Origin of the sequence: Caenimonas terrae, from assembly GCF_042655405.1 — a bacterium.
GTDB lineage: Bacteria > Pseudomonadota > Gammaproteobacteria > Burkholderiales > Burkholderiaceae_C > Ramlibacter > Ramlibacter terrae_A.
This window is the reverse complement of record NZ_JBHSMF010000005.1, coordinates 119,795-134,010: the sequence shown is the minus strand read 5'-3', so window position 1 is coordinate 134,010 and position 14,216 is coordinate 119,795. Positions and strand designations below refer to the sequence as shown.

Genomic DNA, 14,216 nt, shown 5'->3' with positions numbered 1-14,216 from the left:
CCCCAACCGATCAGGGTCGTCGCATGACGGAGATGCGCAACGTCGAAGCGGACCTGTCCCGCTTCCGGCTGCGGGTCCTGGTGGTCAGCATCGGCGTGCTGGTGGCCTTCATGCTCCTGTGCGCCCGGCTGGTCTACCTGCAGGTGGTGCGCCACGAGGACCTGAGCGAACAGGCGGAAAACAACCGCACGGCGATCGTGCCGGTGGTGCCCAACCGCGGACTGATCCTGGACCGCAACGGCATCGTGCTGGCCAGCAACTATTCGGCCTACACGCTGGAGATCACGCCCTCGCGGATCGAGCAGACGCTGGACAAGACCATCGAGGCGCTGGGCCAGGTGATCGAGATCCAGCCGCGCGACAAGCGCCGCTTCAAGAAGCTGCTGGACGAATCCAAGAGCTTCGAGTCGCTGCCGATCCGCACCCGCCTGACCGACGAGGAAGTGGCGCGCTTCGCCGCCCAGCGCTACCGCTTCCCGGGCGTGGACATCAAGGCCCGGCTGTTCCGCAACTATCCCTGGGGCGAGCTGGCCAGCCACGTGATCGGCTACATCGGCCGCATCAACCAGGCCGAGAAGGAACGGATCGACGAGGGCGACGACGAGGCCAACTACCGCGGCACCGAATACATCGGCAAGCTGGGCGTCGAGCAGAGCTACGAGCAGCAGCTGCACGGCATCACCGGCGTCGAGCAGATGGAGACCTCGGCCGGCGGCCGCGCGGTGCGCAAGCTGGCCAGCAACCCGGCGACGCCGGGCAACACGGTGGTGATGTCGATCGACATCAAGCTGCAGAAGCTGATCGAGGACCTGTACGGCGACCGGCGCGGCGCGCTGGTGGCGATGGATCCCCACACCGGCGAGATCCTGGCCTTCGTCAGCAAGCCGACCTTCGACCCCAACCTGTTCGTCGAGGGCATCGACAGCGAGAACTGGCAGGCGCTGAACGAATCGATCGACAAGCCGCTGCTGAACCGGGCGCTGCGCGGCACCTACCCGCCCGGCTCCACCTACAAGCCGTTCATGGCGCTGGCGGCCCTGGAGACCGGCAAGCGCACGCCGCACCAGATCACCTTCGACCCGGGCTACTTCAACTTCGGCGGCCACCGCTTCCGCGACGACAAGGAAGGCGGCCACGGCTCGGTGGACATGTACAAGTCGATCGTGCAGTCCTGCGACACCTACTACTACGCGCTGGCCAACGACATGGGCGTGGACCTGATGCACGAGCAGATGCAGCACTTCGGCTTCGGCGAGCTGACCGGCATCGACATCCTGGGCGAGGCCAAGGGGCTGCTGCCGTCGACCCAGTGGAAGCGCACCGCCTACAAGCGGCCGGAACAGCAGAAGTGGTACGCCGGCGAGACGATCTCGCTTGGCATCGGCCAGGGCTACAACAACTTCACCATCCTGCAGCTGGCGCTGGCCACCAGCATCATCGCCAACAACGGCGTCAAGATGAAGCCGCACCTGGTGCACGAGGTGGTGGACATCGTCACCAAGACGCCCAAGACCACCGAATTCACCACCACCGGCACGCTCACCGCCAAGCCGGAGAACATCGCGATCGTGCGCAACGCGCTGGTCGGCGTCAACCTGGAAGGCACCTCGGCGGCGGCGTTCCGCGGCGCGCCCTACACCAGCGGCGGCAAGACCGGCACGGCGCAGGTGGTCCAGATCAAGCAGGGCGAGAAGTACAACGCCTCGCAGACCGATGAGCGCCACCGCGACCACGCGCTGTTCACCGCCTACGCGCCGGCCGACAACCCGAAGATCGCGATCGCGATGATCGTGGAGAACGCCGGCTTCGGCGCGCAGAACGCGGCGCCGATCGCCCGCCGCGCCTTCGACTACTGGCTGACCGGGCTGTACCCCAGCGAGGAAGACATGGCGGCGGTGCGCAAGGGCCAGGCGACGGCGCCAATCGGCAAGCAGCGCAGCGCGGCCGAAGCGGCGTGGCCGCCCAGCGGCAGCGCCGCCTCGGTCGCGGCGACGGCAGCAGCCGTGGCGGCGGCAACCCCGACGCTGATCCCGCCGGCGGCCGCGCCGCCAGCCTCGCTGGAAGCCGTGGTGTCGGCATCGATGCCGGCCTCCGGCGCGGCGCCGGGCAGACCGGCGGCCGCAGCGGCGTCGGCAGCGTCGGCGATCCCGGTGGCGCTGCCTGCGGTCATCGCCAGGCCTGCTTCAGCGCCTGCGCCAGTGGCCTCGGCGCCAGCCGCGCGGCCGGCCGCATCCGCAGCAGTTGCAAAAGTGGCCGCCGCTGCCCGTCCGGCCGCCTCCCCGCCGAAGGCGCACGTGCCGGCCGCGCGGCCCCAGGCCGCTGCGCCGGCCGCGCCTGCCAGGCCTGCGACCGGTTCCGCCACCGGCGGCGCCAGCGTGCCGACACAGGACTGAGGCCCGAACGGGCGCTTCAGCCTAGTTGGGCCGCGCGCCGCAGCCAGCTGCCCACCTCGTCCGGCATGCGCCGCACGTGCCCCGGCAGGTGGCCGTCCGGAAAGCCGACGTGGCCGCCCTGCGCCGGCTGCCACAGGGTGACGTTCGGGCCCGCCTCCTGCTGCGACGGCAGGCTCCAGGCCGGCACGAACGGATCGTTGCGCGCGTTGAGCACCAGCGCCGGTATCCGGATCCGCGCCAGGTGCGGCTTGGCCGACGCCCGGGCGTAGTAGTCATCCGCATCCCGGAAGCCGTGCAGCGGGGCGGTGAAGAGGTTGTCGAAGTCGCGCAGGTCGCGCGCCGCCAGCATCCGCGCGCGGTCGAACAGTCCGGGGTGCTGGTCCAGCTTGGCGAGCGCCTTGGGCTTCATCGTGCGCATGAACATGGTGGTGTAGACCAGCCGGTTGAAGCCGCGGCCGATCGCCCAGCCGCCGGCGGCCAGGTCGATCGGCGAGCACACCGCGGCCACTGCCCGCACGGCCTGGCGCGCGCTGTCGCCCGTTTCTGCCGCCCAGCGCAGCAGGGCATTGCCGCCCAGCGAGACGCCGACCGCTACCAGCGGGCCGCTGTGGGCCGCGCGCAGCTGCTGCAGCATCCAGCCGATCTCCTCGTGGTCGCCGGAGTGGTAGGCGCGCGGCGCCCGATTGAGCTCGCCGCCGCAGCCGCGGAAATGCGGCACCGCGAAGGCCATGCCGCGCTCGCGGGCGAAGTCGGCGAAGGCTTCGGCGTAGTGGCTGCGCGAGGAGCCCTCCAGGCCATGGAACAGGACGAGGAGCGGCTGCGAGGGCCCTTCGCCAGGCTCAGGGCGAACGGTTGAGTCCAGCCAGTCGACGTCGACGAAATCCTGGTCCGGCGTGATCCAGCGCTCGCGCCGGTAAGCGGGCCGCGCACCACGGGCTGCATGCAGGGCCGGCCAGATGGTCTGCAGGTTGCCGCCGGGCAACCACCACGGCGCGACGTAATTCATCGCCGCCTCAGTGCAGGACCGGCGGCGAGAGCGAGACTTCCTGCACCTCGCTCTCGGTGCCGGGGCTCGCGTGGTGGGCCACCAGCCGCCAGCCCTGCGCGGTCTTGAGATAGACGTTGGTTGCAATCACCCACGCGTTCTTGCGTCCTTCGGGCGACGGCACCTCCACCCGCTCGAGCAGGTTGTGCACGGCGCTGGCCAGCGACTCGGTCTTGCGCACCCGTTCCGGCCAGGCGCGGATGCTGCCGTTGGCGAACATCGCTTCGAAGGTCGCCCGGATCGCGCCGGCGCCGATCACCCGCGGGCCGCCCGGATGGATGCAGACGATGTCGTCCTCGTCGGCCCAGCAGGCCATCAGCTTGTCGATGTCGGCCGTCTGCAGCGCCTCGTAGAAAGCCGCCTCGATCTCGTCGGGGCTGCCCTGGAGGCTGGCGGGGATTCGGCTCTTGCGCATGGGGTTGTCCGCGATTCTGCCTGCTTTCAGCGGGCCAGCCAGGCGGCCACCAGCTCGCGCAGGTTGCCCTGTGCGGCGCTCCAGACCAGCTCCGGGCCGGCGACGTGGATGCCCGGCGGCGCGATCTGCAGCGCTGCCGCCACCAGTTCGCTGACCTTGGTGGCGCGCACCGGCTGCTCGCTGCCCGGCACCATGTAGTGGAAGACCGACAGCATGAGGTTCGCGGCCTGCCGCAGCAGGTTGCCGGCCGGCCGCGGCACGGGCTTTTGCGCCGACCGCACGAACAGCACGCGCTCGAAGCCCAGCGCGGCCACGGCGTGCTCGTCCAGGCTGGCCAGCCCGCGCTTGAGCGCATCGGGCAGCCGGCCCTGCGCGTGCGGCAGCACCACCGCCAGCGTCGTCACGCCGCAGCGGCGCATCCACAGCGCCAGCGCCGGCAGCTGGTCCGGGCGCGGCGTCCACAGCGCGCGCTCGCGGTCGTAGAACAGGCGCGGCGGATCGAACAGGATCACGCCGACCTGGGCATCGACGGCCGGCCAGCCGCCATCCACCTCCGGCGGCACCACCAGGCAGGCGACGCCGCGCAGGCCCTCGGTCATCGGCTCGCGCGCCAGCACGTTGACGTGGCCGTGGCGGCCCGAGCCGGCCAGCCGGCGCAGCATCTCATTGCCCAGCGCGCCGGTGGCGCCGGCGATCAGCAGGGCCGGCTTGCCGGCCGCGGCGCCCGGCCGGCGCGCGGCGGCCTGCAAGGCTTGAAACGGGTCGGCTGGCATCCCATCTATGCTACCGTTGCCCCCTCCCGACCAAAGGACGAACCCATGAAACGGTGGTTACTGTGCATCGTCGCCGCGCTGGCCCTCACCGGCTGCGGCTACAACGACTTCCAGCGGCTGGACGAAGCGAGCAAGTCGGCCTGGAGCGAAGTGCTCAACCAATACCAGCGGCGCGCCGACCTGATCCCCAACATCGTGGCCACCGTCAAGGGCGAGGCCAACTTCGAGCAGGAGACGCTGACCAAGGTGATCGAGGCGCGCGCCAAGGCCACCTCGATCCAGGTGACGCCCGAGACGCTGAACGACCCGGCCGCCTTCCAGAAATTCCAGCAGGCCCAGGGCGAGCTGTCCAGCGCGCTCAGCCGGCTGATGGCGGTCAGCGAGCGCTACCCGGACCTGAAAGCCAACAAGGCCTTCGGCGACCTGCGGGTGTCGCTCGAAGGCACGGAGAACCGGATCACGGTGGCGCGCAACCGCTACATCGCCAGCGTGCAGGAGTACAACGTGCTGGCGCGCAGCTTCCCGACCAACCTGACGGCGATGGTGTTCAAGTACCAGCCCAAGCCGGTGTTCACGGTGCAGAACGAGGCGCAGATCTCCACCCCGCCGCAAGTGGACTTCGGGCCGAAGAAGTAGCACGCCTTGAAAGCACTGCGCGTCTTCCTGTGGGCCTTGTTCCTGTGGCTCTCTGCCGCGCAGGCCCAGGGCCTGCTGCCCGTGCCGTCGCTGACGGCGCGGGTGATCGACACCACCGGCACCCTGGACGCCATCCAGCTCAAGGGCCTGGACGACAAGCTGGCGGCATTCGAGAAGGAGAAGGGCACGCAGATCGCCTTCCTGCTGGTGCCCACCACGCAGCCGGAGGACATCGCCAGTTACGCCAACCGCGTGGCCAATGACTGGAAGATCGGCCGCAAGGGCGTGGGCGACGGCGTGCTGCTGGTGGTGGCCAAGAACGACCGCAAGGTGCGGATCGAGGTGGCCAAGACGCTGGAGGGCGCGCTGCCGGACCTGGCCGCCAGCCAGATCATCGACGACGCGATCAAACCCAGTTTCCGCAAGGACGATTACGCCGGCGGGCTGCAGGCCGCGGCCGACCAGCTGATCGCGCGCATCAAGGGCGAGGCGCTGCCGGCGCCCCCGGCCGCCGCGCCGCAGCCGGCCCAGGGCAGCGGCCATGGTTTCGACTGGATGGACCTGGCGATCTTCCTGTTCTTCGCCGTGCCGATCGCCGGCGCCGTCCTGCGCCGCATGTTGGGCAGCAAGCTCGGCGCGCTGGCCGTCGGCGGCGGGGTCGGGGCGATCGCGATGGCCATCACCTCCAGCATCGTGGTCGCGGCGGTTGCCGGCATCGCGGCGCTGCTCTATACGCTGCTGTCGTCGGGCCTGTCCGGCCTCGGCAGCGCCCTTGGCAGCGGTCGGCGCACCGGCTGGGGTGGCGGCGGCTTCGGCGGGGGCGGTGGTGGATTCTCCGGCGGCGGCGGCGGCGGCGGGGGCTTCAGCTCCGGCGGCGGCGGCGACTTCGGCGGCGGCGGCGCATCGGGGAGCTGGTAATGGCGGCCAAGCGCGCACTCACCTCCCGCATCGGGCGCCTGTTCAAGCACCGCCTGCTGGACGAATCCGACACCCGCAAGGCGATTCCGCCGGCGCTGCTGGCCCGCCTGCAGCAGCAGGTGGCGGCCAGCGAGCGCCGGCACAGCGGCGAAATCCGCATCTACGTGGAGGCCAGCCTGCCGTCCGGCTATGTGTGGCGCGATGCCACGCCGCGCGAGCGGGCGGTGGCGATGTTCGCCAAGCTGGGCGTCTGGGACACCGAGCACAACAACGGCGTGCTGATCTACCTGCTGCTGGCCGAGCGGGCCATCGAGATCGTCGCCGACCGCAGCCTGAGCCGGCGGGTGCCCGCAGCCGAATGGGCGGCAATGGTCCAGCGCATGGGCGCCGCGTTCCGCGAGGGCCGCTTCGAGGAAGGGCTGACCCAGGCGGTGGACGAGGTGTCCGCGGTGCTGGCGCGGCACTATCCGCTGGCGCCCGGCGCGAGCAACAGCAACGAGTTGCCGGACGAACCGGTGCTGGGCTGACGCAGCGGCTAGGCTTCGCCTGACCACTGCGGAGTCCCGCGACGGACGGGCTCGATCAGGGCTTGTAGATGCCGCCGCAGACGAGCATGTCGGCGGTGCGCTCGCAATACGTCTGCTTGGGCTCGATCTTCTTGCTCAGCGGATCGACGAACTTCAGGTCCTGCCAGAAACTGGTTTGGGTTTTGGCCAGCTCAATCCGTTCGCGATGAAACAGCTTTCCGTCCGAATCCTGCAGGTCGATCATGTTCTTGCCGATGAATTTCCTGTTGTACCCGTGCGCCAGGTTCATGCCATCGAGACGATAGACGACCAGGTACAGGTCGCGATCGACGAACTGCCCCTTGGGATCGCTGATGTCCGCAAAGGCCTTGTCGTGGGGATTGGCCTTGATGTAAGCCACGCCCTTCTTGACCATGGCCTCTGCCTCCTTGGCCGTGGCCCGTTCCGCGGTTGCGGCCACCGCCGCCCCCGACAGGGCGCCAAGAACCAGTCCCGCCACGATCGAAATATTGCGCATTGTCTCGTCCTCAGTTGAGCCGACGACGGTGGAGGGCTCCGAGGGGGCCCGTTGTGCGATCCACGGCAGTGGCAGGCGCCAGATTGCCACAATGTGATACATATTGCAACACGTTGTTTCACTAATGGCCGGCCAATAAAAAGGCCCCGGTCTTGCGAGCGGGGCCGAGGGCGCGGTTTTTAGCGCTTCTTATTTCGTCGAGATGTGGTCAAGCGCCAATGATCTCATCAGTTGGGGGGCAGAGCAGTAAATGTTCCGGTCTGCCCCCCAAAGCCGTACTTCGTGCTTATTTCTTCTGCCGGTACTTGCGCAGCGCCTGGATCTGCGCGGCCAGAACGGCCAGCTCCGACTGCGCCTTGGCGATGTCGATGTCGCCCTTGGCGTTGCGCAGCGCTTCCTCGGCCGAGGCGCGGGCGCTGTTGGCCTTCTCTTCGTCCAGGTCCTTGCCGCGGATCGCGGTGTCCGACAGCACGGTGACGGCGTTGGGCTGCACTTCCAGGATGCCGCCGGCGACGAAGACGAACTCCTCGGAGCCGTCGGCCATCTCGATGCGCACCGAGCCGGGCTTGATGCGCGTGATCAGCGGCGTGTGGCGCGGGAAGATCCCGAGCTCGCCGGCTTCGCCGGGCAGCGCCACGAAGCGGGCCTCGCCGGAGAAGATCGACTCCTCGGCGCTGACCACGTCGACGTGGATGGTGTGGGTGGAATCAACCATATGTTCCTAGTCAGTTGGGGACAGAGCTGAAGGTCTGCCCCGCAAGACAAATCAAACCTTCTTGGCCTTCTCGAAGGCCTCGTCGATCGAGCCGACCATGTAGAACGCCTGCTCGGGCAGGTGGTCGCACTCGCCGGCGGTGATCATCTTGAAGCCGCGGATCGTCTCCGACAGCGGCACGTACTTGCCGGGCGAGCCGGTGAACACTTCGGCCACGTGGAACGGCTGCGACAGGAAACGCTGGATCTTGCGGGCGCGGGCCACGGCCAGCTTGTCTTCCGGCGCCAGTTCGTCCATGCCCAGGATGGCGATGATGTCGCGCAGTTCCTTGTAGCGCTGCAGCGTGTTCTGCACGGCACGGGCGGTGTTGTAGTGGTCTTCGCCGACGACCAGCGGGTCCAGCTGGCGGCTGGTGGAATCCAGCGGGTCCACCGCGGGGTAGATGCCCAGCGATGCGATGTCGCGCGACAGCACCACGGTGGAGTCCAGGTGGGCGAAGGTGGTGGCGGGGGACGGGTCGGTCAAGTCGTCCGCCGGGACGTACACGGCCTGGATCGAGGTGATCGAGCCGACCTTGGTCGACGTGATCCGCTCCTGCAGGCGGCCCATTTCCTCGGCCAGCGTCGGCTGGTAGCCCACGGCCGACGGCATCCGTCCCAGCAGCGCGGACACTTCGGTGCCGGCCAGCGTGAAGCGGTAGATGTTGTCGACGAAGAACAGCACGTCGCGGCCTTCGTCACGGAACGATTCCGCGATGGTCAGGCCGGTCAGCGCCACGCGCAGGCGGTTGCCCGGCGGCTCGTTCATCTGGCCGTACACCATGGCCACCTTCGAGTTGGGCAGGTTCTCCAGGTCGACGACCTTGGATTCGGCCATCTCGTGATAGAAGTCGTTGCCTTCGCGGGTGCGCTCGCCGACGCCGGCGAACACCGACAGGCCGGAGTGGGCCTTGGCGATGTTGTTGATCAGCTCCATCATGTTCACGGTCTTGCCGACGCCGGCGCCGCCGAACAGGCCGACCTTGCCGCCCTTGGCGAACGGGCAGATCAGGTCGATCACCTTGATGCCGGTTTCCAGCAGTTCCTGCGACGGCGACAGTTCGTCGTACGCCGGCGCCTTGCGGTGGATCGAGGCCATCAGTTCCGAGCTCACGGGACCGCGCTCGTCGATCGGGTTGCCCAGCACGTCCATGATGCGGCCCAGCGTGGCCTTGCCCACCGGCACCGTGATCGGCTTGTCGGTGTTGTAGACCATGTTGCCGCGGCGCAGGCCGTCGGACGAGCCCAGCGCGATGGTGCGCACGATGCCGTCGCCCAGCTGCTGCTGCACTTCCAGCGTCAGCGCCGTGCCTTCCATCTTCAGCGCGTCATAGACGCGCGGCATCTTGTCGCGCGGGAACTCGACGTCCACCACGGCGCCGATGCATTGAACGATCTTGCCCTGAACGCCTGTGTTCGTCGGTGCGTTTGCTTGTGCTTGAGCCATTTGACCTTGCTCCAATAAATTAATCTGTAAAACTCAAACGGCCGCAGCCCCGGCCACGATCTCCGAAAGCTCTTTCGTGATCGCCGCCTGGCGCGTCTTGTTGTAGACCAGCTTGAGCTCGCCGATCACGCTGCCGGCGTTGTCGGTGGCGGCCTTCATGGCCACCATCCGCGCCGACTGCTCGGACGCCATGTTCTCCGCCACCGCCTGGTACACCAGCGCCTCGACGTAGCGCGTGAGCAGCTCGTCGATCACGGACTGCGCGTCCGGCTCGTAGATGTAGTCCCAGCCCGGCTGGCCTTCGTCGGCCTTGAGGTTGTCGGCGGTCAGGGGCAGCAGCTGCTCCACCACCGGCTCCTGCTTCATCGTGTTGATGAAGCGCGTGTAGCCCAGGTACACGGCGCTGATCTTGCCTTCGGCATACGCATCCAGCAGCACCTTGACCGGGCCGATCAGCTTGTCCAGGTGCGGCGTGTCGCCCAGCTGGGTGACATGCGAAACCACCTGCGCGCCGACGCGGTTCAGGAAGCCCAGGCCCTTGTTGCCGATGGCCACCGCCTGCGACTTGACGCCTTCGGCCTGCAGCTCGCGCAGCTTGTTGGTCACCATCCGCAGCACGTTGGTGTTCATGCCGCCGCACAGCCCCTTGTCGGTCGTCACGACGATGAAGCCCACGGCCTTCGAGTCGTTGATCTTCATGAAGGCGTGCGTGTATTCCGGATTGGCCTTGCCCAGGTTGGCGGCGATGTTGCGCACCTTGTCGCTGTAGGGCCGGGCGTGGCGCATCCGCTCCTGCGCCTTGCGCATCTTGGAGGCGGCCACCATTTCCATGGCCTTGGTGATCTTCTTGGTGTTCTCCACCGATTTGATCTTGCCCCGAATCTCTTTACCTGCAGCCACTGGCGGCTCCTATTCGTTCAGTCCGCTTTTCAGGCGAACGACTTCTTGAACTTCTCGATGGCTTCGCCCAGCTCGGACTCGGCGGTCTTGTCCATCGCCTTGTCGGCTTCCAGCTTGGCCAGCAGCGCGGAATGCTTGTCCTTGAGCCAGCCGTGCAGGCCGTGCTCGAATGCCAGCACCTTCTTGACGTCGATGTCGTCCAGGAAGCCCTTGTTGACGGCGAACAGCGTGGCGGCCATCAGGCTGATCGGCTGCGGGCTGTACTGGGCCTGCTTGAGCAGTTCCGTCACGCGGGCGCCGCGATCGAGCTGCTTGCGGGTGGCTTCGTCCAGGTCGGAGGCGAACTGCGCGAACGCGGCCAGCTCGCGGTACTGGGCCAGGTCGGTCCGGATGCCGCCCGACAGGTTCTTGATCAGCTTGGTCTGGGCAGCGCCACCGACCCGCGACACCGAGATGCCGGCGTTGATGGCGGGACGGACGCCGGCGTTGAACAGGCTGGTCTCCAGGAAGATCTGGCCGTCGGTGATCGAGATCACGTTGGTCGGGACGAAGGCGGACACGTCGCCGGCCTGGGTCTCGATGATCGGCAGCGCGGTCAGCGAGCCGGTCTTGCCCTTCACGGCACCCTTGGTGAAGTCTTCCACGTACTTTTCGTTGACCCGGGCGGCGCGCTCCAGCAGGCGGGAGTGGAGATAGAACACGTCGCCGGGATAGGCTTCGCGGCCCGGCGGGCGGCGCAGCAGCAGCGAGACCTGGCGGTAGGCGACGGCCTGTTTGGACAGGTCGTCATAGACGATCAGCGCGTCCTGGCCGCGGTCGCGGAAGTACTCGCCCATCGTGCAGCCGGAGTACGCCGAGACGTACTGCATGGCGGCCGATTCCGAAGCGGAAGCGGCGACCACGATGGTGTAATCCATCGCGCCGGCCTGCTCCAGCGAACGCACGATGTTCTTGATCGTGGACGCCTTCTGCCCGATGGCGACGTACACGCAGGTCATGTTCTGACCCTTCTGGTTGATGATCGCGTCCACCGCCACGGCGGACTTGCCGGTCTGGCGGTCGCCGATGATCAGCTCGCGCTGGCCGCGGCCGATCGGCACCATCGAGTCGATCGACTTCAGCCCGGTCTGCATCGGCTGGCTGACCGACTGGCGCGCGATCACGCCGGGGGCGACCTTTTCGATCACGTCGGTCATCTTGGCGTTGATCGGGCCCTTGCCGTCGATCGGCGCGCCCAGCGCATTGACCACGCGGCCGATCAGCTCGGGGCCGACCGGCACTTCCAGGATGCGGCCCGTGCACTTGACGGTGTCGCCTTCGGAGATGTGCTCGTACTCGCCCAGGATCACCGAGCCGACCGAGTCGCGCTCCAGGTTCAGGGCCAGGCCGTAGGTGGGCGTGCCGTCCGCCGTCGGCGGGAATTCCAGCATCTCGCCCTGCATCGCGTCGGACAGGCCGTGGATGCGGCAGATGCCGTCGGCCACGGACACCACGGTGCCCTGGTTGCGGATGTCGGCGCTGGCGGCGAGGCCCTCGATGCGGCTCTTGATCAGTTCGGAAATTTCTGCGGGATTGAGTTGCATGACTCTTCCTTGGGTTAGCTGGCAGCCATCAGGCTGTCAGCGCGACTTTCATTTGTTCGAGGCGAGCCTTGACCGAGGTGTCCAGCACCTCGTCTCCGACGACCACGCGGATGCCGCCCAGCAGCGAGCGGTCTTCCTGCACCGTGAGGTTCAGCTTGCGACCGAACCGCTTTTCCAGCGACGGCGCCACCGCGGCCAGCGCGCCGGCGTCCATCGGGAAGGCGCTGTAGACGACGGCATCGGACGAGCCGGTGCGGGCGTTCTTGAGCGCGCGGAACTGGGTGGCGATTTCCGGCAGCGCGGCGATGCGATCGTTCTCGATCACCGCCCGCAGGAAGTTCATGGCCGGCCCGGGCAGCGGCTGCCCGACCACGCCGGCGATCAGGTCGATCACCTGCTGGGCGCGCACGTTGGGGTTGGCAGCCAGCTGCAGCAGCTGCGGGTCGCCGGCGACGGCCGCCAGCGGCTCCAGCCAGCCGGCCGTGGCCTCCAGGTCGGCCTGCGACGCCTTGAACAGCGCCTCGGCGTACGGTCTTGCGATGGTGGCGAGTTCAGCCATGGGCCTGGATCCTCAAAGCTCGGTCTTCAGGCGGTTGAGCAACTCGGCGTGAACGCCGGGATTGATCTCCTTGCGCAGGATCTGCTCGGCGCCGCGCACGGCCAGCGCCGCGACCTGCTCGCGCAGTGCCTCGCGGGCCTGGACGGTGGCCTGTTCGGCCTCCGCACGGGCTGCCGCCAGCACCTTGTTGCCTTCTTCGGTGGCGCGCGACTTGGCTTCTTCCACGATCTGCTGGGCCCGGCGCTCGGCGTCCGCCAGCAGCGCGGCGGTCTCGGCGCGCGACTTCGCCAACTCCGCTTCCACCCGCTGGTTGGCGGCGGACAGCTCGGACCTGGCCTTGTCGGCGGCGGCCAGGCCGTCGGCGATCTTGGTGGCGCGCTCGTCGAGCGCCGCGGCGATCGGCGGCCACACGAACTTCATCGTGAACCCGACCAGGATCAGGAACACGATCATCTGAATGATCAGGGTACCGGTGATGCTCACTTTTTCATCCTTCGTCCCGCTGCGCCGTGGCGCCGCCGGGACATGACATGGACCGAGGGATGCTTAGCGCGGCAGGTTGGCGATCTGCGCCAGGAACGGGTTGGCGGTGGCGAACCACAGCGCGATACCGGTGCCGATAATGAAGGCCGCGTCGATCAGGCCGGCCAGCAGGAACATCTTGGTCTGCAGCTCGTTCATCAGCTCGGGCTGGCGGGCGGCCGACTCGAGGTACTTGCTGCCCATGATGCCGATACCGATACAGGCGCCGATGGCACCGAGACCGATGATCAGGCCGGCGGCCAGTGCGGTGAAACTGATAACTTCCATGATTGCTCCTAAGGGACTTTGGTTAACGAGAAAAGGGAAAAGGCAGGGGGAAAACGAAAACGGATCAGTGCGCGTCGTGCGCCTGGCCCAGGTACACCAGGGCCAGCATCATGAACACGAAGGCCTGCAGCGTGATGATGATCAGGTGGAACAGCGCCCAGACCGTGCCGGCGACGATGTGGCCGATGGCCAGGCCGATGCCGGTGGCCGACAGCGACCAGGCGCCACCCATCATGGCGATCAGCAGGAAGATCAGTTCGCCGGCGTACATGTTGCCGAACAGTCGCATGCCGTGCGAAACGGTCCTGGCGACGAACTCGATCATTTGCATGCCGAAGTTGACGAAGCCCAGCAGCAAGGCGAAGACCGGATTCTTGCTGGTGCCGAACGGCGCCGTCACCAGTTCGTGCGCCCAGCCGCCAACGCCCTTGATCTTGATGTTGTAGAACAAGACCAGCACCAGCACGCCAACCGACAGGCCCATCGTCATCGACAGGTCGGCGGTGGGCACGACACGCAGGTATGCATGCTCGGGGTCGTGGCCGGCCGCGCCGTAGATGCCGCGCCAGATCAACGGCAGCAGGTCGACCGGCAGCAGGTCCATCGCATTCAACAAGAGGATCCAGACGAACACCACCAGCGCAAGCGGGGCCACGAGCTTGCGACTGTGCGCGTTGTGGATGATGCCCTTGGCCTGCGAGTCGACCATTTCCACCAGAATCTCCACCGCGGCCTGGAACCGGCCGGGCACGCCCGAGGTGGCCTTGCGCGCCCCCAGCCACAGCAGCCAGCAGCCCAGCACGCCGACTGCAATCGAGAAGAAGATCGAATCGAAATGGAAGACCGAGAAATCGACAACGTTGCTGGCCGGGTGGTTTCGCAGGTGCGTCAGGTGGTGAATGATGTATTCACCGGAGGTTTGTCCTTGTTCAGCAGCCAT

The 14,216-nt window shown here is 67.5% G+C and carries 16 protein-coding genes; 4 read left to right on the top strand and 12 right to left on the bottom strand.

The window, feature by feature from the left end; translation table 11 throughout:
* Positions 1-23 precede the first annotated feature (23 nt).
* A complete protein-coding gene (mrdA, locus tag ACFPOE_RS06485; RefSeq protein ID WP_376849196.1) occupies positions 24-2,393 on the top strand; it encodes a penicillin-binding protein 2 in 2,370 nt (789 codons plus the stop codon).
* A gap of 16 nt (positions 2,394-2,409) precedes the next feature.
* Here the strand turns inward: mrdA and ACFPOE_RS06480 are convergent, their stop codons facing one another.
* From ACFPOE_RS06480 to ACFPOE_RS06470, 3 genes are read right to left on the bottom strand one after another with little or no spacing between them, the layout of a single operon-like run.
* Positions 2,410-3,399: a YheT family hydrolase gene (locus tag ACFPOE_RS06480; RefSeq protein ID WP_376849195.1), complete on the bottom strand. Its 990-nt coding sequence runs from the start codon at positions 3,397-3,399 to the stop codon at positions 2,410-2,412.
* A gap of 7 nt (positions 3,400-3,406) precedes the next feature.
* Positions 3,407-3,853, bottom strand: coding sequence for a YybH family protein (locus ACFPOE_RS06475; RefSeq protein WP_376849194.1), 447 nt, complete (start codon positions 3,851-3,853; stop codon positions 3,407-3,409).
* Positions 3,854-3,879: 26 nt separating this feature from the next.
* A complete protein-coding gene (locus ACFPOE_RS06470; RefSeq protein ID WP_376849193.1) occupies positions 3,880-4,626 on the bottom strand; it encodes a hypothetical protein in 747 nt (248 codons plus the stop codon).
* A gap of 45 nt (positions 4,627-4,671) precedes the next feature.
* On the opposite strand from ACFPOE_RS06470, the gene ACFPOE_RS06465 reads away from it, so the two are divergent.
* From ACFPOE_RS06465 to ACFPOE_RS06455, 3 genes are read left to right on the top strand one after another with little or no spacing between them, the layout of a single operon-like run.
* A complete protein-coding gene (locus tag ACFPOE_RS06465; protein ID WP_376849192.1) occupies positions 4,672-5,262 on the top strand; it encodes a LemA family protein in 591 nt (196 codons plus the stop codon).
* Between the two features lie 6 nt (positions 5,263-5,268).
* Complete coding sequence (locus ACFPOE_RS06460; protein WP_376849191.1) at positions 5,269-6,180, top strand: TPM domain-containing protein; 912 nt, start codon at positions 5,269-5,271, stop codon at positions 6,178-6,180.
* Entirely contained in the window at positions 6,180-6,707 is a 528-nt protein-coding gene (locus ACFPOE_RS06455) for a TPM domain-containing protein (RefSeq protein WP_376849190.1), read from the top strand. Before ACFPOE_RS06460 ends, ACFPOE_RS06455 begins: the two co-directional genes overlap by 1 nt.
* A gap of 55 nt (positions 6,708-6,762) precedes the next feature.
* On the opposite strand, the gene ACFPOE_RS06450 is transcribed toward ACFPOE_RS06455, so the two are convergent.
* From ACFPOE_RS06450 to atpB, 9 genes are all read right to left on the bottom strand, one after another.
* Positions 6,763-7,224, bottom strand: a complete 462-nt coding sequence (locus ACFPOE_RS06450; RefSeq protein ID WP_376849189.1) for a cache domain-containing protein — start codon at positions 7,222-7,224, stop codon at positions 6,763-6,765.
* Between the two features lie 286 nt (positions 7,225-7,510).
* Positions 7,511-7,939 (bottom strand): F0F1 ATP synthase subunit epsilon, encoded by a 429-nt coding sequence (locus ACFPOE_RS06445; RefSeq protein ID WP_376849188.1) that lies wholly within the window; start codon positions 7,937-7,939, stop codon positions 7,511-7,513.
* Positions 7,940-7,990: 51 nt separating this feature from the next.
* Positions 7,991-9,424, bottom strand: coding sequence for a F0F1 ATP synthase subunit beta (gene atpD / locus ACFPOE_RS06440; protein ID WP_376849187.1), 1,434 nt, complete (start codon positions 9,422-9,424; stop codon positions 7,991-7,993).
* Positions 9,425-9,457: 33 nt separating this feature from the next.
* The gene (gene atpG, locus ACFPOE_RS06435; RefSeq protein WP_376849186.1) at positions 9,458-10,324 is read right to left on the bottom strand and encodes a F0F1 ATP synthase subunit gamma; all 867 of its coding nucleotides are present in this window, start codon (positions 10,322-10,324) and stop codon (positions 9,458-9,460) included.
* Between the two features lie 29 nt (positions 10,325-10,353).
* Entirely contained in the window at positions 10,354-11,907 is a 1,554-nt protein-coding gene (gene atpA, locus ACFPOE_RS06430) for a F0F1 ATP synthase subunit alpha (RefSeq protein WP_376849185.1), read from the bottom strand.
* Positions 11,908-11,935: 28 nt separating this feature from the next.
* Positions 11,936-12,466: a F0F1 ATP synthase subunit delta gene (locus ACFPOE_RS06425; RefSeq protein WP_376849184.1), complete on the bottom strand. Its 531-nt coding sequence runs from the start codon at positions 12,464-12,466 to the stop codon at positions 11,936-11,938.
* A 12-nt stretch (positions 12,467-12,478) separates the two neighbouring features.
* Positions 12,479-12,949, bottom strand: a complete 471-nt coding sequence (locus tag ACFPOE_RS06420; RefSeq protein WP_376849183.1) for a F0F1 ATP synthase subunit B — start codon at positions 12,947-12,949, stop codon at positions 12,479-12,481.
* A gap of 63 nt (positions 12,950-13,012) precedes the next feature.
* On the bottom strand, positions 13,013-13,276 hold the full coding sequence (gene atpE, locus ACFPOE_RS06415; RefSeq protein ID WP_376849182.1) for a F0F1 ATP synthase subunit C: 264 nt from the start codon (positions 13,274-13,276) through the stop codon (positions 13,013-13,015).
* Positions 13,277-13,340: 64 nt separating this feature from the next.
* On the bottom strand, positions 13,341-14,216 hold the full coding sequence (gene atpB / locus ACFPOE_RS06410) for a F0F1 ATP synthase subunit A (protein ID WP_376849181.1): 876 nt from the start codon (positions 14,214-14,216) through the stop codon (positions 13,341-13,343).